At 74.0% G+C, this 16324-nt stretch carries 17 protein-coding genes; 8 read left to right on the forward strand and 9 right to left on the reverse strand.

Annotated features, from left to right (window positions below; translation table 11 throughout):
* Nucleotides 1-2: 2 nt before the first annotated feature.
* Nucleotides 3-821, forward strand: coding sequence for a DNA polymerase beta superfamily protein (locus tag ACFYYF_RS20610; RefSeq protein ID WP_388777656.1), 819 nt, complete (start codon nt 3-5; stop codon nt 819-821).
* A 233-nt stretch (nt 822-1054) separates the two neighbouring features.
* Here ACFYYF_RS20610 and ACFYYF_RS20615 read toward each other — a convergent pair whose 3' ends face one another.
* The 4 genes from ACFYYF_RS20615 to ACFYYF_RS20630 form a co-directional block, all read right to left on the reverse strand.
* Nucleotides 1055-1714: a DNA polymerase beta superfamily protein gene (locus ACFYYF_RS20615; RefSeq protein ID WP_388778408.1), complete on the reverse strand. Its 660-nt coding sequence runs from the start codon at nt 1712-1714 to the stop codon at nt 1055-1057.
* A 165-nt stretch (nt 1715-1879) separates the two neighbouring features.
* Complete coding sequence (locus tag ACFYYF_RS20620) at nt 1880-2296, reverse strand: Rieske (2Fe-2S) protein (RefSeq protein WP_388777659.1); 417 nt, start codon at nt 2294-2296, stop codon at nt 1880-1882.
* Entirely contained in the window at nt 2293-2877 is a 585-nt protein-coding gene (locus ACFYYF_RS20625; protein ID WP_361690824.1) for a DUF6529 family protein, read from the reverse strand. The genes ACFYYF_RS20620 and ACFYYF_RS20625 overlap by 4 nt, the downstream gene beginning before the upstream one ends.
* Nucleotides 2878-2902: 25 nt before the next feature.
* Complete coding sequence (locus tag ACFYYF_RS20630) at nt 2903-3580, reverse strand: hypothetical protein (RefSeq protein WP_361690827.1); 678 nt, start codon at nt 3578-3580, stop codon at nt 2903-2905.
* 263 nt (nt 3581-3843) lie between these two features.
* Between ACFYYF_RS20630 and aroH the strand changes: the two genes are divergently transcribed.
* The 5 genes from aroH (at nt 3844) to der (ending at nt 8442) form a co-directional block, all read left to right on the forward strand.
* Complete coding sequence (gene aroH, locus ACFYYF_RS20635; RefSeq protein ID WP_328454065.1) at nt 3844-4206, forward strand: chorismate mutase; 363 nt, start codon at nt 3844-3846, stop codon at nt 4204-4206.
* Nucleotides 4203-5288 carry a prephenate dehydrogenase gene (locus tag ACFYYF_RS20640; RefSeq protein WP_361690831.1) on the forward strand — a complete coding sequence of 362 codons (1086 nt, stop codon included), beginning with the start codon at nt 4203-4205 and terminating at the stop codon, nt 5286-5288. Before aroH ends, ACFYYF_RS20640 begins: the two co-directional genes overlap by 4 nt.
* Nucleotides 5289-5520: 232 nt before the next feature.
* Complete coding sequence (gene cmk / locus ACFYYF_RS20645) at nt 5521-6216, forward strand: (d)CMP kinase (protein WP_361690834.1); 696 nt, start codon at nt 5521-5523, stop codon at nt 6214-6216.
* On the forward strand, nt 6174-6887 hold the full coding sequence (locus tag ACFYYF_RS20650) for a lysophospholipid acyltransferase family protein (RefSeq protein ID WP_361690837.1): 714 nt from the start codon (nt 6174-6176) through the stop codon (nt 6885-6887). Before cmk ends, ACFYYF_RS20650 begins: the two co-directional genes overlap by 43 nt.
* Before the next feature lie 76 nt (nt 6888-6963).
* Complete coding sequence (der, locus tag ACFYYF_RS20655; protein WP_361690839.1) at nt 6964-8442, forward strand: ribosome biogenesis GTPase Der; 1479 nt, start codon at nt 6964-6966, stop codon at nt 8440-8442.
* 75 nt (nt 8443-8517) lie between these two features.
* Here the strand turns inward: der and ACFYYF_RS20660 are convergent, their stop codons facing one another.
* On the reverse strand, nt 8518-8958 hold the full coding sequence (locus tag ACFYYF_RS20660; protein ID WP_388777664.1) for a hypothetical protein: 441 nt from the start codon (nt 8956-8958) through the stop codon (nt 8518-8520).
* A gap of 168 nt (nt 8959-9126) precedes the next feature.
* The gene (locus tag ACFYYF_RS20665) at nt 9127-9906 is read right to left on the reverse strand and encodes a hypothetical protein (protein ID WP_388777666.1); all 780 of its coding nucleotides are present in this window, start codon (nt 9904-9906) and stop codon (nt 9127-9129) included.
* A gap of 537 nt (nt 9907-10443) precedes the next feature.
* Between ACFYYF_RS20665 and ACFYYF_RS20670 the strand changes: the two genes are divergently transcribed.
* Both ACFYYF_RS20670 and ACFYYF_RS20675 read left to right on the forward strand, forming a co-directional pair.
* A complete protein-coding gene (locus ACFYYF_RS20670) occupies nt 10444-11136 on the forward strand; it encodes a transglycosylase family protein (RefSeq protein ID WP_388777668.1) in 693 nt (230 codons plus the stop codon).
* Nucleotides 11137-11322: 186 nt separating this feature from the next.
* Nucleotides 11323-12021 (forward strand): transglycosylase family protein, encoded by a 699-nt coding sequence (locus ACFYYF_RS20675; protein ID WP_388777670.1) that lies wholly within the window; start codon nt 11323-11325, stop codon nt 12019-12021.
* Here the strand turns inward: ACFYYF_RS20675 and ACFYYF_RS20680 are convergent.
* From ACFYYF_RS20680 to ACFYYF_RS20690, 3 genes are read right to left on the reverse strand one after another with little or no spacing between them, the layout of a single operon-like run.
* Nucleotides 11921-12637, reverse strand: coding sequence for an ABC transporter ATP-binding protein (locus tag ACFYYF_RS20680; RefSeq protein ID WP_388777672.1), 717 nt, complete (start codon nt 12635-12637; stop codon nt 11921-11923). The two genes, ACFYYF_RS20675 and ACFYYF_RS20680, sit on opposite strands and share 101 nt — an antisense overlap.
* On the reverse strand, nt 12634-15777 hold the full coding sequence (locus ACFYYF_RS20685) for an ATP-binding cassette domain-containing protein (RefSeq protein WP_388777674.1): 3144 nt from the start codon (nt 15775-15777) through the stop codon (nt 12634-12636). The genes ACFYYF_RS20680 and ACFYYF_RS20685 overlap by 4 nt, the downstream gene beginning before the upstream one ends.
* Nucleotides 15777-16322 (reverse strand): hypothetical protein, encoded by a 546-nt coding sequence (locus ACFYYF_RS20690; protein ID WP_388777677.1) that lies wholly within the window; start codon nt 16320-16322, stop codon nt 15777-15779. The genes ACFYYF_RS20685 and ACFYYF_RS20690 overlap by 1 nt, the downstream gene beginning before the upstream one ends.
* Nucleotides 16323-16324: the final 2 nt, after the last annotated feature.

Consider the following 16324-nt stretch of genomic DNA (forward strand, 5'->3'; position numbering starts at 1 on the left):
CCATGACAGACGTCCTCGGTCCCGGCGCCGACCTCGCGAGCGTGGTCGGCGAACAGCCCGACCCCGTGCTCTTCGCCACCGTCTCCGGGGCGCACCTGTACGGCTTCCCCTCCCGCGACTCCGACGTCGACCTGCGCGGTGTCCACCTGCTGCCGACCGCCGACCTCGTCGGGCTGAGCGAGCCGGAGGAGACCCGGTCGCGCATGTGGTTCCAGGACGGGACCGAGATGGACCTGGTCACCCACGACCTGCGCAAGTTCGTACGGCTCATGCTGCGGCGCAACGGCTATGTACTGGAGCAGTTGCTGTCGCCGCTGGTCGTGCGTACGAGCGAGGAGCACCGTGAGCTGATCTCGCTCGTCCCCGGGGTCCTCACCCGCCACCACGCCCACCACTACCGGGGGTTCGCGGCCACGCAGTGGCGGCTCTTCGAGAAGAGCGGCGAACTCAAGCCGCTGCTCTACACGTTCCGTGTGCTGCTCACCGGCATCCACCTCATGCGCAGCGGCGAGGTGGACGCCGATCTGCCCACGCTGGCCGCACGGATCGCGTCCCCCGCGTACCTCCCGGACCTCATCGCCGCGAAGGCGGAGCGCGAGCACGGGCCCGCGGACATCCCGCGCGAGCGGGTGGAGGAGGACGTGGAGCGGCTGCACGTCCTCCTCGACGAGGCACAGGAGGCCTCCGGACTGCCGGAGGCAGCCTCCGCGTACGACGCACTGCACGCCCTCGTCGTCAGGGTCCGCCTGGACGGCTTCGGCGGAGGCCAGGACGTCACCCCGGCCGCGCTGACGGCCTCCGGCGGCGCCCCGGAACGCTGACACCGGACGGATCCGGTCCCGCCCGGCGGCTCCCGGCGTCCGAACCGGACCCGCCCGGCGGCTCCCGGCGTCCGAACCGGACGCGCCCGCCATTGCGTCCGCGTCATCCGGGTCGGACCGGAGGCCACCGCGTCCGGGTCGGTACCGGTGTCCATCGAGCCCGGGTCCTCCGGGTCGGTCCCGGCGGCCACCGCATTCGGGCCGGATCAGGCCTGGCGGCCGCCGGGTCCGGGTCAGGGCCCGAGGGGCCCGGCGGTTTCCCGGAGTGCCGAGGCCCTGCGGACCCGGATCAGGAAGGCCTCCACGCGCGCGTGATCCGGCTCGGGCGGGAGGGGGCTGCGGACGGCCGCCTCGTCGGTCTCCGTGGCCAGCCGGAGCATCCAGCGTTCGACCTCGCCCCAGGACACCTCGCCCCGCTTCACCGCGAGCAGCGGCTCGCGCTGCTCCCCGACGTCGATCGTCAGCGAACCGGTGCGCAGCAGGTCGCGCGAACTCGTCAGCAGGCGCAGCAGATGCATGGCGTGCTTCCACCGCGGCGCGCCGTGCGTGCGGACGTCGGCCTCCAGCTTCTTGCGCTGGCCCACGGCGTAGCGGGCGAACGTCTCGTGCACCTGGCGGGAGAGGAAGGCCCCCCGCAGGGAGAGGAGTTCGCGGCCGGTGTCGTCCGCGTACTCCACGAGCGGGGAGTGCAGGCACTCCAGGATGTTCGGGTTGGCGCGCAGCGCGAGCTCGCAGAACCGCTCCAGTTCCCAGCCGAACTGCTCCGGCGCCGGCCCCTCGACATGTGTCGGCGGCTTCTCGAAGCGCCAGAACAGCGCGGTCGGTGCGACGAAGACGCCCCGGAGGTCCGTGTCGCTGTCCTCCGTGGCCAGCCCGAAGGCGCGTGACCCCATCACACAGGAGTAGACGGTGTGGTCCCGCACCAGCGAGAGACCGGCCGCCGGGACCGCCGGCGCGGGCGGGGCGGACGGCGCCGCCGGTGCCGGGGACACCGGGTGTGTCGGGGCTGCCTGGGGCACGGGAGGCTCGGAGCGCATGTCAGGAGCGTACGGGCCCGCTCACGCCAGACGGATCGAGTTTCCCTGCACCGTGATCTTCTCCGCGGGCAGCGGGCGCGGGGCGGGACCGGCCTTCACCGCCCCGTCCTCGACACTGAACTTGCTGCCGTGGCACGGGCAGTCGATCGTGCCGTCCGCCACCTTGTCCACCAGGCACCCCTGGTGGGTGCAGACCGCCGAGAAGGCCTTGAAGTCGCCCTTCGCCGGCTGGGTGACCACGATCTTCTGGTCCTTGAAGACCGTGCCCCCGCCGACCGGGATGTCGCCGGTCGTGGCGAGCTGCTGCCCGCTGGACCCCTTCGGCGAGGCCGAGGCGTCCGAGGAGCCGTCGCCGTCGCCGTACTGGCTGCACCCCGCGAGCAGCGCGGACGCGCCCGTGGCGAGGATCACCGTGCGCCGCGTCGAGCGGTTGGTCATGTCGTCACTCCGAACGTACGGAAGAACCAGAAGGCGGACGTCAGCCAGAGCGCGGTGAGCACGGCGAAGACGAGGCCGCCGACGACGGGCAGCAGCCAGCCGGGCAGACGCTCCGAGCGGAGCAGCAGCATCTTGGCACTGAAGGCACCGAAGAAGAAGCACCCCAGGAGCGAGTGCCACATGACGCGCGTGCTGTACGTCTGATAGCCCAGCGCGTACAGGCAGTGCACCGCGACCGGCACCGCCACCAGGAACGCGACGCGCCCCGACCACCGGTGCAGCGTCGCCGACCAGGACGGGCCCGGCAGCTTCCCGTACATCATGAGCGCCGAGGCGAGCTGGACGAGCGCGAAGAAGAACGCCGTCGTCGCCAGCCAGGACTTCACCGCGCCCGTGCTGCTGAAACCGGCGAGGTTGAACGCCGTACCCGCCGGGTCGTGGACCTTGCCGTAGACGCCGAGGGCGACCGCGACGGCCGCGGCGACCAGCGCCGGGACGAGGTAGCGGGCCGCGCCCGGACGGCCGTGGCCGGGTGGCGGGGAGGGGAAGCCCTGGGTGGCGGCGTTCGGGTCCACGGTCATGAACGGCTCCCTGTGGAGGAGGAGGTCAGGGGGTGACGGGGCGGGCGATGATCTTCTGGCCGTCGATCGTCACGGCGCCGGTCTCCGGGTCGATCTCGGGGGCCGCCGAAGGTGTGCCGTCGCGCTCGACGACACCGACCTGACGCCCGCCGGGCAGCACGATCCAGCCGCCGTCGATCTTCGCGCCGCGCACGGTGGCCGTCGCCCGGTACAGGCCGGACGGCTTGACGGCCTTGTCGGCCGTGAACGCGTACCGCTGGCCTCCGACGTCGGCCGTGCCGCGGATCAGCTTCCCGTCCTCGAGGGTGCCGTTCAGCTCGTCGCCGTTCTTGCCCGTGAGCTTCATGGTGCCGTCGTCCTCGACGTCGCCCTTCAGCCAGGACTCCTTGTCGTGTCCGTCACAGAAGTAGGCGATGGCCCTGCCGCCCCGCAGGGAGACCGCGACGGCCGAGGAGTCGTCGTCGGTGCGGCCCGCGTAGTCGGCGTTGGGCACGGCACTGCGCGACGGCGACGGGCTCGGTGACCGCGAGGGCGGCGGCGAGGCGGACTCCGGGGGCGCGGTCGCCGACACCGAGACACCCGGCGACGCCTCCCGGTACGGGTTCGACGTGTTCTTCGTCCCCGTCGTCGCGTTGAGCGTCAGCAGGAACACGCCCAGCACGAGCCCCGCGAGGAGGGTGAGAAGGGGTCCTGGTCGGTTCATCCGGTCCTCCCCCGGCGCGGGCCGCCTGCCATGAGCCATGAGAGCGGACGAGCGCGCCCACGTCCAGAGGCGCACGGGCGCGTTCTCACCAGAGGTGACGGAATGGGGCGATTCGGGTGACATCGACAGGGTGGGGCGGCCGGCGCGGGCCGGATCCGCGGCGTCCCCCGCGTCTCGTCAGGCGGGCGCCGCGCACCCGCCCGCGAGGGGCTGACTACGCTGGTGTGACACGACGTGCACACAGATCAGCGAGGAGCATCACCGTGGCGGTACGAGCGGTCCGGGGCGCCGTCCAACTGGAACGGGACGAGGCCGGACACATGGACGAGCAGGTCAGCGAGCTGCTCACCGCCATATTGGAGCGCAACGCGCTCACCACGGACGACCTGATCAGCATCTGGTTCACGGCGACACCCGATCTGCACAGCGACTTCCCGGCCGCGGCGGCGCGCAAGCTCGGCATCGTCGACGTCCCGCTGATCTGCGCGCAGGAACTGGACATCGAGGGCGCGATGCCCCGGGTGGTCCGTGTTCTCGCCCACATCGAGTCCGACCGGCCGCGCGCCGAGGTCGTGCACGTCTACCTGGGCGCCGCGGGCGCACTGCGCAAGGACATCGCCCAGTGAGGACCGCACTCGTCATCGGAACCGGGCTGATCGGCACGTCCGCGGCCCTCGCGCTCGCCGCCCGCGGCGTCGTCGTCCACCTCGCCGACCACGACCCGGAGCAGGCCCGTACCGCGGCCGCGCTCGGCGCCGGCACGGACGAGGCCCCCGAGGGTCCCGTCGACCTCGCGATCGTCGCCGCACCGCCGGCGCACGTCGCCGCGACCCTCGCGGACGCCATGCGCCGCGGCCTCGCCCGCGGCTATCTCGACGTCGCCAGCGTCAAGGGCGGCCCCCGCCGCGAGCTGGAGGCGCTGGGCCTCGACCTCACCCCGTACATCGGCACACACCCCATGTCGGGCCGCGAGAAGTCCGGCCCGCTGGCCGCCAGCGGCGACCTCTTCGAGGGCAGGCCCTGGGTGCTCACCCCGACCCGGGACACGGACACCGAGGTCCTGAACCTCGCCCTGGAACTCGTCTCGCACTGCCGTGCCGTGCCCGTCGTCATGGACGCGGACGCCCACGACCGCGCCGTGGCGCTCGTCTCGCACATGCCGCACCTCGTGTCCAGCATGGTCGCCGCGCGCCTGGAGCACGCGGAGGAGACGGCGGTACGGCTCTGCGGACAGGGCATCCGCGACGTGACCCGGATCGCGGCCTCCGACCCCCGGATGTGGATCGACATCCTCTCCGCGAACCCGGGGCCGGTCGCCGACCTCCTCGCGGACGTCTCCGCCGACCTGGACGAGACGGTCCAGGCCCTGCGCGCCCTGCAGTCCTCCGACGAGGACAAGCGCCGCGAGGGCGCGTTCGGCATCGCGGACGTCCTGCGCCGCGGCAACGCGGGCCAGGTCCGCGTCCCCGGCAAGCACGGCTCCGCGCCGCGCGTCTACGAGGTCGTGGCCGTCCTCATCGACGACCAGCCCGGTCAGCTCGCCCGCATCTTCGCCGACGCGGGGATGGCCGGGGTCAACATCGAGGACGTACGCATCGAGCACGCCACCGGTCAGCAGGCCGGTCTGGTGCAGCTCATGGTGGAGCCGAAGGCGGTTCCGGTGCTCGCCGCGGCCCTGCGGGAGCGGGGCTGGGCGCTGCGCCAGTGAGACCGGCGTGAGACCGGCGCCGGGGCGGGGCGTCCGGTCTCCCGCGGCCGGGTGGGTCACCGCCGCCGTTCCCGGCCGCCGGGAACGGCCGCCGTCACCGCGGCCGGGACGGGCCGCCGCAGCGCCGCCGGGACGGGCCAGTAATACGGGGTCCGCGGGGCCGGTAACCTTGTGCGGGGCGCGCTCGCGTCCCGCAGAGACCTCCACCCCGCACCAGGAAGGTGTTCCCACCGTGGACAACGGCGCCGCCCGTACCGCTCCGGCTGTGATTGTCGCCATCGACGGGCCCTCCGGCACGGGCAAGTCGAGCACCTCGAAGGCCGTGGCCGCGAAGCTCGGTCTGAGCTACCTGGACACGGGCGCGCAGTACCGCGCCATCACGTGGTGGATGGTCAGCAACGACATCGACATCACGGACCCCTCCGCGATCGCCGCCGCCGCGGGCAAGCCCGAGATCGTCTCCGGCACCGACCCGGCCGAGCCGACCATCACGGTCGACGGGACCGACGTCGCCGGACCGATCCGTACGCAGGAGGTCACCTCCCAGGTCAGCGCGGTCAGCGCGGTGCCCGAGGTGCGTGCCCGCATCACCGAGCTGCAGCGCTCGCTCGCCGCGTCCGCGCCGGCCGGCATCGTCGTCGAGGGCCGGGACATCGGCACCACCGTCCTGCCCGACGCCCACCTGAAGATCTTCCTCACCGCCTCCCCGGAGGCGCGGGCCGCCCGGCGCAGCGGTGAGCTGAAGGGCGCGGACATCAACGCGACCCGTGAGGCGCTGGTCAAGCGGGACGCGGCCGACTCCAGCCGCAAGACCTCCCCCCTCGCCAAGGCGGACGACGCGGTCGAGGTGGACACCTCCGACCTCACGCTCCAGCAGGTCATCGAGTGCGTCGTCACCCTCGTCGAGGAGAAGCGGGCCGCCGCGTGAGCGCACCCTCCCTCAGAGGCGCCGAGGTCGGCCGCCGCATCGGCGTCGGCCTCATGTACGGGCTGTGGAAGCCGCGCGTGCTCGGCGCCTGGAAGGTCCCGGCGACGGGCCCCGTGATCCTGGCCGTGAACCACTCGCACAACATCGACGGCCCGATGGTCATGGGCGTCGCGCCCAGGCCGACGCACTTCCTGATCAAGAAGGAGGCGTTCGTCGGCCCGCTCGACCCGTTCCTGCTGGGCATCGGCCAGCTCAAGGTCGACCGGGAGATAGCGGATCGCGCCGCCATCACCGACGCCCTCGGCGTCCTGGCGTCCGGCGGAGTCCTCGGGATCTTCCCCGAGGGCACCCGGGGCGAGGGCGACTTCGCCTCGCTGCGGGCCGGGCTCGCGTACTTCGCGGTGCGCAGCGGAGCCCCGATCGTCCCGGTCGCGGTGCTGGGAAGTTCCGAGCGGACCAGCCGGCTGACCAAGGCGCTGCCCCCACTGCGCAGCAGGGTCGACGTCGTGTTCGGCGACCCCTTCGAGGCGGGCGACGGCAGCGGCCGGCGCACGCGAGCGGCGCTGGACGAGGCCACCGGCCGCATCCAGAAGCAGCTCAGCGCCCACCTGGACAACGCCAGACATCTGACGGGACGCCGCGAAAACGCCGGGCGCCCCGCCGGGCGTTAGGCGACACTTAGTAGTGGATCACCCGGTTTGCGGGCGATCCACCGATCACCACGATGAACGACGAGGTACGGACTTCATGAACGACCACATCCAGCCCGACGGCTCGGCAGAGCACGACCACGGGGCGCTTGGCGATGCCGAGTACGCGGAGTTCATGGAGCTCGCCGCGGAAGAGGGCTTCGACATCGAGGACGTCGAAGGCGCGATCGAGGAGGCGGGCCACGGCCCGCTGCCCGTCCTCGCCGTCGTCGGACGCCCGAACGTCGGCAAGTCGACCCTGGTGAACCGCATCATCGGCCGCCGCGAGGCCGTCGTCGAGGACAAGCCCGGCGTCACCCGCGACCGCGTCACCTACGAGGCCGAGTGGGCGGGCCGCCGCTTCAAGCTCGTCGACACCGGCGGCTGGGAGCAGGACGTCCTCGGCATCGACGCGTCCGTCGCCGCCCAGGCGGAGTACGCGATCGAGGCCGCCGACGCGGTCGTCTTCGTCGTCGACGCCAAGGTCGGCGCCACCGACACCGACGAGGCGGTCGTCCGCCTGCTCCGCAAGGCCGGCAAGCCCGTCGTCCTGTGCGCCAACAAGGTCGACGGCCCGAGCGGCGAGGCCGACGCCTCGTACCTGTGGTCCCTCGGTCTCGGCGAGCCGCACCCGGTCTCCGCGCTGCACGGCCGCGGCACCGGCGACATGCTCGACGCCGTCCTGGAGGCGCTGCCCGAGGCCCCGGCGCAGACGTTCGGCACCGCGGTGGGCGGCCCCCGCCGCATCGCTCTCATCGGCCGCCCGAACGTCGGCAAGTCCTCGCTGCTCAACAAGGTGGCGAACGAGGAGCGCGTGGTCGTCAACGAGCTCGCGGGCACCACCCGTGACCCGGTCGACGAGCTCATCGAACTCGGTGGCGTCACCTGGAAGTTCGTCGACACGGCGGGCATCCGCAAGCGCGTCCACCTCCAGCAGGGCGCCGACTACTACGCCTCGCTGCGCACCGCCGCCGCCGTCGAGAAGGCCGAGGTCGCGGTCATCCTGATCGACGCGTCCGAGACCATCTCGGTGCAGGACCAGCGCATCGTCACCATGGCCGTCGAGGCCGGCCGCGCCGTCGTCCTGGCCTTCAACAAGTGGGACACCCTCGACGAGGAGCGCCGCTACTACCTGGAGCGGGAGATCGAGACCGAACTCCTCCAGGTGGCCTGGGCGCCCCGGGTGAACGTCTCGGCCCGCACGGGCCGGCACATGGAGAAGCTCGTCCCGGCGATCGAGACGGCCCTGGACGGCTGGGAGACCCGCGTCCCGACCGGCCGGCTGAACGCCTTCCTCGGCGAGCTGGTCGCCGCCCACCCGCACCCGGTCCGCGGCGGCAAGCAGCCCCGCATCCTGTTCGGCACGCAGGCGGGCACCAAGCCCCCGCGGTTCGTGCTCTTCGCCTCCGGCTTCATCGAGCACGGCTACCGCCGCTTCATCGAGCGCCGGCTGCGCGAGGAGTTCGGCTTCTCGGGCACGCCGATCCACATCTCGGTGCGGGTGCGCGAGAAGCGCGGCACGAACAAGAAGAAGTAGCGCCCACGGGCGAAACGTGAGGGGCGGCTCCCTGGGGAGCCGCCCCTCACGCGTCACCGTTCACGGTCCCGCCGTTCAGGCGCCCCTGCGCGGGGCGGGCGGCAGTGCGGCCGGGACGTGGTGCATCCCGGTGCCGTGCTGGCGGGCGCCCGGCTGCCAGACGGACGTCGTGGCCGAGGTGTGCCCGTGCTGCGCGGCGATCTGCCGGGCCGTCTGCGCTCCGGCGCTGTACGAGCTGTACGTGCCCGACGAGCTGAACGAGTTCGGTCCGCGCCCGAGGATCCCGAAGGCCGTGAAGCCCAGGTTCTCCTCGCCGTGACGGTCACCGGGCAGGGTCCTGAACGCTCTGATCCACTCGGCGGAGAGGGCGTCGTAGATCGGCGTGGCCGATGAGCCGCCGTGATGGGGGTCCTGCACCGGTCGCGACGCCGGCACCTCTCTGCTCGGGCGGAGCGGGGAGCTGGAGGGAAGGACCGGCTGGAAGGGCCGGTGGCCGGGGACGTCGTAGGTGTGCACGTACGTGCCAACGACCCCGCCGCCCAACGGATGCGGCCGGCACGGTCATTTCGCGGGCCGTCCGGAGTGCGCGGCGCGCGCGGGGGCGCGGGGAACCGCGCGGGCACCCCTGAGCGGCCGGTGCAGGCCGCCTGCCCGCGGTTCCCCGCGCCGTCCCGTCGGCCGGCCTCAGATGCCGGCGAGCGGCATCGCCGCCGCGACCAGCTTGCCGTTGGCCGCCGCCTTGTCGAGCGCGTCGCGCAGCAGGTCCTCCCTCGGCTGACGGCCGATCGAGCCGACCGGCGCCGCGAACAGGAGCACCTGCTGGAGCTTGTTGGCTGCGGCGCGCCAGCCGTCGGTGACCTGGAGCGCCTGGTGGGCCTGCCACCAGGCGACGGGCGAGCCGCCGCCGGTGCCCGGCTGGAGCACGGCGTGCAACTGGCCCGCCGCGAGCAGGACGGACCAGCCGTGCAGGACCGGCGGCACCGAGCTGAGCTCCGTCGCGGGCATGAAGCCCTGCTCGATCAGCAGGGGCAGGAAGTCGTCGCCGATGTCCGTCGAGCCGGGGCGCACGATCGGCCCGGTCGGCTCGACCACGAGCGCCGGGTACAGCTCTCCGTTGATCAGGACGAGTCCGCTGGTGACGCCGAGCACGGCCTGCTCGGGGACGGGGACGGGGTCGGCGGGCGCGCCGTCGGGGTGGATCGAGCGGACGGCGCCCTGGAGTTGTTCCTCGGTGACCTGCACGACCTGCGAGGGCAGGCAGGTCGCGTGGGCGAAGGCGAGGACGGCGGTCTCGTCGCCGATGAACAGGACGGTGCTGGTGCGCTCCTGTTCCGAGTCGCCCGGGGTGCGGCACGACGTGCAGTCGTAACTGCCGGGGGCGTTCTCTCCGGCGAGCAGCCGGTCGGCTTCTTCGTCGCCGATCTCGGCGCGTACGTCGTCGCTGACGTCGAGCATGCGCGGCACGGTGGCTCCTCGGGATGATGCGGTGCGTGGCGGTGCCGGGTGGCTCCCGGCCCATGAACCGGGGGTTCCCGGCTCATGAAGATGTCAACGGGTGATCTGTGGCCGGAGTCACGCCCGAGGGCGAACGGAATCGAACCATCCGACGCCCAGGGTGAAGCCGCCCCCGGAATCGGTCACTCCCAGTCAACTTCCGGAAGGCTCAGGGAAGTTGAGTGGGTGAAGTAAGTCACAGATCACACCGGGCGGGGGTCGACAAATCCGGAAATCACCCAATGAAATGGGTGGCCGAAAATCGATGATACCTGCGGTAACCGCCAACTGGCCTCGAATGACAAGGAGTTGGTTGATACCGGGGCGCCGAGGTCCCTAGATTCCTCCGCCGTGTGCAACGAGCACCGCTCGGGCAAGTCCGCCGGCCGATCCGTTCCGGGTCGCAGCACGTCGCCGGTGGACGGGTCGGAGCGCGAGGGCCGCGTCCTACGCGCAGGTCACCGTGTTCCGTCCTGGGGGACCCCGGGTGTTTCGAGAGGGAAATACATGTCCGCATGTGCCGACAGCACTCACGAGAACGGCCACAAGGTCCGTACGGCGAACAAGACACGTACGACGGCGGTCCTCGCCGGGGCGGCACTGCTCGCCCCGCTCGGGCTGCTCGCCGCGACCGGCGACGCCACAGCGGCCGACAGTGGAGTGTGGGACCGCATCGCCCAGTGCGAGAGCGGCGGCAACTGGCACATCAACACCGGCAACGGCTACTACGGGGGACTCCAGTTCTCCGCAGGCACCTGGCGCGCCTACGGCGGCACGGCGTACGCGCCGACCGCCGACAGGGCCTCCAGGAGCGCGCAGATAGCCGTCGCGACCAAGGTCCAGAGCGCACAGGGCTGGGGCGCATGGCCCACCTGCTCGGCCCGCGCCGGGGCCTACGGCGGCGCGCCCGCCTCCTCCGGTGCCGGGCGGACCACGGGGTCCGCGAGCACCAAGGCGGCCTCGAAGCCGGCACAGAAGTCCGTCCCGGCGAAGCGGGAAGCGGCGAAGACGCCGTCCCGGGCGCCGGGCCACGTGAACCGCGGCTCGTCCCGCGGTGACTACACCGTCCGCCAAGGCGACACCCTGAGTGCCATCGCCGCGCGGCACGGGACCACCTGGCGGAAGATCTACGCGGCCAACCAGTCCGTGATCGGCGGTGATCCCGACCTGATCGTGCCCGGCCAGCGGCTCGACATCTGAGCCACGCTCCCCCTCGCGCCGGGCACGGGCCCGGTCCGGTCCGCGGGGCCGGGCCGGGCATCGCCGGGCACGCGGGACGTCGCGGCCCCGCTCCGGGCCCCGCCCGGTCCTCCGACCGGGTGGGGCCCCGGGCGCGCCGGGCGCGGGCTCGGCGGGGGAGGGGGACGCGCTGCTTAGCGTGGCCCGATGTCCTTCATGCCGAGCAGGCGGATTCCGCCGACCGCACGTACCGCGTCCCGGCTGCCGACCGTTCGTCTGCGGTACGCGGCCGTGGTCGCCGCCCTCCTGACCGCCCTCGTCCCCGGCGCCGCGGACGCGGCGGCACCGCCCCCGCTCCCGGGTCCCGGGTCGGCCCGGGGGGCCTTCGACTGCGCGAACGACGAATGGCCCTGGACCTGCCTCGCCGAGTGCGAGAGCGGTGGCCGCTGGCACGCGAACACCGGGAACGGCTTCTACGGCGGGCTCCAGTTCTGGCAGCCCACCTGGGTCGGGTTCGGCGGGCTCGCCTACGCTCCGCGCGCCGACCTCGCCACCCGCGCCCAGCAGATCAAGATCGCCAAGAAGGTGCTGGCCGTCCAGGGCTGGGGCGCCTGGCCCGAGTGCTCCAAGTCGTACGGACTGCAGGGGCCCTTCCACGTGGTGAAGGCCGGCGAGACGCTCGTGTCGATCGCCCGCAAGTACAAGGTCCCGGGCGGCTGGCGCACGCTCTACAACGTCAACAAGAAGAAGATCGGCTCCAGCCCCGACCGGCTGGCCAAGGGACTCCAGCTCGTCATCCCGAAGCCTACGGGCGCCGCCCGCGCCGGGGGTCCCCGCCTGTTCGGCCCGCCCCTGAACCCCGCGGCCCACCGCTCCGCACCACCGTCTCGGCAGCTTCTCCGCTGAACACGACCGCCCCGCGGCGCAGTTCGTGCACGTACGTCGTCCGGCCGGCCCGCTCGCGCAGCGCCGGCGGCAGCCGCTGCTCGGCGAGCACCACACACGCGTCGAGAGCGCCCAGCAGCGCGTACGTCCGGGCCGCGACCGCCGGAGACATCCCCTGCGCGGGTTCGTCGACGAGCACCACGCGCGCGCGGGCCGACAGGGCGCGGGTCAGCGCCAGCATGCGCTGTTCGCCCCCGGAGAGGGTGCCCGCGCGGCGGGACAGCAGCGGCGCCAGCTCCGGGTAGGCCTCCAGGGCCACCGGGAGGCCGGCCGACCCGAGTTCCAGGTTCTCGCGGACGGTCAGCGAACCGAACACCGCCCGGCGTTCCGGGATCAGGCACAGCCCGCGCCGGGCCCGCTCGAACGCGGGCAGGCGCGTCACGTCGGTGCCGTCCCAGACGACGGCACCGGCCGCGAGCGGCACGGTCCCGGCGAGGGCGCGCAGCGCGGTCGTACGGCCGGAGCCGTTGCGGCCCAGCAGCACGGTGAGACCGGGGCCCGGGGCGGCCAGGCTCACTCCGTGCAGGGCCTCCAGGGGGCCGTAGCGTACGCGCGCGGCGCGCAGGGCGATGGTCATCCGCCGATCCTCGTGTCCAGGACGCGGTCGGCGGGGCCCGAGGTGACGATCCGTCCGGCCGCCATGACGTGGACGGTGTGCGCCAGGTCGGCGACCAGGTCGAGGTCGTGCTCGACGACCAGGAGGGCCATGCCGTCGGCGGCCAGCGCCCGCAGCACCCGGGCCAGCGCCGCCACCTCCGCGGTGTCGAGACCGGCCGCGGGCTCGTCGAGGAGCAGCACCCGGGGGTTCCCGGCGAGCGCCCGGGCCAGCTCCACGCGCCGGAGCGTGCCGGTCGGAAGGCCCGCCGCGGGCAGTGACCGCACCGGCCCGTCGAGCCCGAACAGCCGCAACGCCCGCTCCACCGACCCCCGATCGGTGGTGCGGCCCTGCTCGGCGCCCACGCGCACGTTCTCGGCCACCGTCAGCGAGGGGAAGACGGCCAGTTGCTGGAAGGTCCGCGCGATCCCCAGCCGGGTCCGCGCGTGCGCCGCCAGCCGGGTGATGTCCCGCTCCCCGAGCAGCACCTGTCCGCCCGAGGGGCGCAGGGTCCCCGCGAGACAGTGGAACAGGGTGCTCTTCCCGGCCCCGTTGGGTCCCACGACCGCGGTGACCCGTCCGGGCGGGACGTCGAGGACGACCTCGTCGAGAACGGTGAACCCGCCGTAGACGACACGAAGCCGGCGGGCGGTCAGCACCTGCCCGCCCGTACCCCCGGACCGGACTCCTCCGGCGCCGGCCCACGTCCCCACGCCGCCGCCTCCGGCGGACGGCGCGGTCGCGCCCACCCGGGGTCGGGCTTGCCGACCGGCGCCGGCGGGCGCTGTGGGACCCGGGCGGGGTTCGGATTCCCGGCCCGTGACGGCCGGCGCGGTGGGTTCCGGTCGGGGTTCGGGGTCCCGGCCGGTGTCGGTGGGTTCCGGGGGCCTCGGGCTCCGCGCGGCTTCCCGGTCCCGGCCGGCTCCGGCGGCGGGCCCTGGGCGTCGTCCGGCTCTCCGGCTGGCGGCGGCCGGTGCCGCGGGGGGCCGGCGGGGTCCGGGTTCCCGGTCCGTGGTCGTCGGCGCGGTCGGGGTCGGGCTTTTCTCGGCTTCTCGGTCCCGGTCGGCCCGGGTGGTGGGTTCCGGGCGGGGTCCGGCCTCGCGGCTGGTGCCGGCCGGTGCCGCGGGGGGCCGGCGGGGGCCGGGTTCCCCGCCGGTGTCGGTCAGGGTGGCGCGGGCGGTCGGGGTGGCGCGGGCGGTCGCGGCGGAGTCCTTCGTCTGCCCGGTCACCGGGCCCGCCGAAGGGGCGTGTGCTGCGAGGCTGAGCCCGTCGGCGGTCCGCAGGCGGCGGCGGACCCGGGTGCCCACCATGGTCAGGGCCGGCCGAGGGGGGCGCAGCCGGGACGTGGCCGTGCGCAGGGATGCGTACGGGCCCTCGGGGAAGCGGCCGACGAGGACGGCGAGGAGGCCGATCAGGGCGGCCGCCACCCCGCCGCGGGCCCCCGCGTCGAGCCCGACCAGCAGGGCGGCGGCGACGAGCGCCCCGAAGACGCTGTCGGCGCCGAGCACGACGACCGCGGCGAACCAGAGCAGGCTGCGGACCGGGTCGTACTGGGCGGCGTCGAAGGCCCGCAGACCCATGCCGAGCATGCCCCCGCCCAGCGCCGCCAGCGCGGCCCCCGCGACGAACGCGGTCAGCTTCAGCTCCGGGACGCGGACGCCCGCCGCCGACGCGCCCGCCTCGTGGTCCCGCATGGCGGCGAGCGCCCGGCCCGTCCTGCCCCGGCGCAGCGTGTGCGCGGCGAGCAGGGCGGCGGCGAGCAGGACGAGTTCGAGTACGTAGTACGCGCGGTCGCCGCCGAACCCGGCCGGCCGGCCCAGGGACAGGCCCGCCACCGCGTACGGCTGCGCGAACACGAACCGGCTGACGCCCACGCCCACCGCGAAGGTGGCCACCGCGAGCGCCAGGCCGTGCCGCTTGATGGCCGGCCAGCCGGTCAGCACACCGAGCGGGGCCACCAGGAGCACGGCCACCGCCAGCGCGGTCAGTTCGGGCAACCGGGGCAGCCCCGGGAACCGGCCCGCGGCCAGCAGCGCCGTGAACAGGGCGCCCAGACCGGCGTACGCGGCCTGCCCCAGCGAGATCTGGCCGCCCCGGCCGGTGACCACGACCAGCGACAGCAGGACGACACCGAGCGCGGGCACCTGCACCGCCGTGTGCAGGTCCGAGCCGGCGAACCCCAGCGGCAGCAGGAACAGCACGACGGCCACGGCCCAGGCCCCGGGCGGCGTCGGCACGCGGACCGTCGCGGGGCGCGGGAGCGCGTCACGGGTGCCGATGCCGGGCAGCACGAGCGCGGCGACGAGCAGCGCGACCACGAACAGGTTGGCGCCGACCGCCTGGAGCAGCGGCTCCGCCCAGCCCGAGGGATGCAGCCGGGTGAGCTGGCTCTGGGCGACACCGATGCCGAGCGCGACCGCGATCGCCACCGGGAGACTGCGCATCCGGGCCGCCACGGCGACCGCCATCACCTCGATGACGAGCAGCGGCAGGCCGTACGGGTCGAGCCGCACGTACGGCGCGAGGAGCACGCCCGTCAGGCCCGCCGTGAACGAGCCGAACGCCCAGCCCGCGGCGGCCACCCGGTCCGCGTCGATCCCGCCGAGCACCGCGAGGGGCCGGTCGTCCACGACCGCCCGCAGCTCCGTGCCGAAGCGGGTCCAGCGCGTCACCGCGCCCACCCCCGCCGCCAGCAGGACCGCCACGCCGAGCTGCCCCCACGGATCCGCCGACACCAGCGTCGGCGCGTCCGCCCGCGCACCGGTGCCCCACACGAGCGCCGCCCCGCCGACCAGCAGGACGAAGACCCCGATGCTCGCGACGAGGGTCCGCGCCGGGTCGCCGCCGAGGAGCGCCAGCGGCCGGAAGACGAAGCGTTCCAGGGCCATCCCGATCGCCGGGGCCACCACCAGCAGGGTCACCGAGGCGCCGAGCGCGAGCGGCCAGCCCCACTCGACCGTGAACTGGCGCAGCAGATACGCGCACACCATCGCGATCGCCCCGTGCGCGAAGTTCAGCACTCCGGTGGCCCGGTAGGTGACGATCAGCCCGATCCCGGTGAGCGCGGCGGCGCCGCCGATCGAGAGCCCGGCCAGCGTGAGGTCGTACGTCAGCGAGGACATCAGTCGCCCGGACCTGTGGAGGGGCCGTCCCCCACGCCCTCGGAAGGGCCGCCCTCCACGCCCTCGGATGGGCCGTCCTCGGCGTCGGGTTCGCAGATCGGGCACGGTCCCAGATCCCCGCTCGCGAGGACGCGCGAGTCGGCCGGCACGGCCTCCGGCTTCCCGGCCACCAGCGGGCAGTCCGCCCGGTGGTAGAGGGTGCCGCCCGGCACCATCAGGAGGTCCCCGCCGACGGCCACCGGTACGGCCGCGGCCGGCCCCGGCTCCCCGGCGTCGCCGGACCCGGCCGCCACCAGCAGCCCGTACAGCTCCTCGACACGCGCCGTCGCCGAGGCGTTCCGGCCGTGGGTGAGCAGCACCGCGCCGGCGATGATCAGCGCGGCACCGGGAACCGTGCAGGAGGCGAGATAGGGAAGCTGGCGTTCCGCGTACCGCTCGCCCGAGATGCCGTACCAGCCGATGACGCACAGCACCGCCCCGGCGGCCAGCGCGGCCCAGCCGGCCCACAGGACGGGGTGCACGCTCCGCAGTCGAGCTGTCCGCATCC

The organism is Streptomyces sp. NPDC001914, from assembly GCF_042891215.1.
Classification (GTDB): Bacteria; Actinomycetota; Actinomycetes; order Streptomycetales; family Streptomycetaceae; genus Streptomyces.

Bases quoted from the DNA above. Each gene is read 5' to 3' on its own strand.
- ACFYYF_RS20610 (WP_388777656.1), top strand. From the start codon at position 3: ATGACAGACGTCCTCGGTCCCGGCGCCGACCTCGCGAGCGTGGTCGGC.
- ACFYYF_RS20615 (WP_388778408.1), bottom strand. From the start codon at position 1,714: ATGGGGTCACGCGCCTTCGGGCTGGCCACGGAGGACAGCGACACGGAC.
- ACFYYF_RS20620 (WP_388777659.1), bottom strand. From the start codon at position 2,296: ATGACCAACCGCTCGACGCGGCGCACGGTGATCCTCGCCACGGGCGCG.
- ACFYYF_RS20625 (WP_361690824.1), bottom strand. From the start codon at position 2,877: ATGACCGTGGACCCGAACGCCGCCACCCAGGGCTTCCCCTCCCCGCCA.
- ACFYYF_RS20630 (WP_361690827.1), bottom strand. From the start codon at position 3,580: ATGAACCGACCAGGACCCCTTCTCACCCTCCTCGCGGGGCTCGTGCTG.
- der (WP_361690839.1), top strand. From the start codon at position 6,964: ATGAACGACCACATCCAGCCCGACGGCTCGGCAGAGCACGACCACGGG.
- ACFYYF_RS20670 (WP_388777668.1), top strand. From the start codon at position 10,444: ATGTCCGCATGTGCCGACAGCACTCACGAGAACGGCCACAAGGTCCGT.
- ACFYYF_RS20675 (WP_388777670.1), top strand. From the start codon at position 11,323: ATGTCCTTCATGCCGAGCAGGCGGATTCCGCCGACCGCACGTACCGCG.
- ACFYYF_RS20680 (WP_388777672.1), bottom strand. From the start codon at position 12,637: ATGACCATCGCCCTGCGCGCCGCGCGCGTACGCTACGGCCCCCTGGAG.
- ACFYYF_RS20685 (WP_388777674.1), bottom strand. From the start codon at position 15,777: ATGTCCTCGCTGACGTACGACCTCACGCTGGCCGGGCTCTCGATCGGC.
- ACFYYF_RS20690 (WP_388777677.1), bottom strand. From the start codon at position 16,322: ATGCGGACAGCTCGACTGCGGAGCGTGCACCCCGTCCTGTGGGCCGGC.